Source organism: Methylophaga sp. UBA4204, assembly GCF_002379485.1.
GTDB lineage: Bacteria > Pseudomonadota > Gammaproteobacteria > Nitrosococcales > Methylophagaceae > Methylophaga.
Genome location: NZ_DFTU01000008.1, coordinates 803 through 1,266, shown reverse-complemented (window position 1 = coordinate 1,266; position 464 = coordinate 803). Strand labels below are relative to the sequence as shown.

Genomic DNA, 464 nt, shown 5'->3' with positions numbered 1-464 from the left:
ATCAAATGCTATCGTTTACGGGAACGTTGCGTTCCACTTTTTACCTTTTTGGAGCGAACATGCTGGGTACGGAAAGCCGGTTTTGTTGAAGGCGTTTTTGCCTTACGGGTAATACGTTTGCCTTCACCCATTTCGCCAGTGCCTTTGGGTTGAAAGCTCGGTATAAGATGTTTTTTGCCATTACCGATCAAATCAGATCTGCCCATACTTTTCAGTGCTTCACGTAACATCGGCCAGTTTTCCGGATCGTGATAACGCAGAAACGCTTTATGCAAACGCCTGACTTTCAAGCCTTTCGGAACGGTAATATCGCCGCCCTGACGACGTACTTTGTGTAAGGTATCCTTGCCCGAATGATACATTGCGGCTGCAGCTGACATCGGTGAGGGCAAATATGCCTGAACCTGATCGGCTCGAAAGCCATTATGTTTTAACCATAACGCCAGATTCATCATATCTTTATC

Annotated in this window: 1 protein-coding gene; it reads right to left on the bottom strand. The window is 46.1% G+C overall.

What is annotated here, in order from left to right; translation table 11 throughout:
- Window positions 1-8 precede the first annotated feature (8 nt).
- Window positions 9-464 (bottom strand): DUF3362 domain-containing protein (locus B3182_RS01155; protein ID WP_292751210.1); only part of this gene is annotated, 456 nt, incomplete at its 5' end.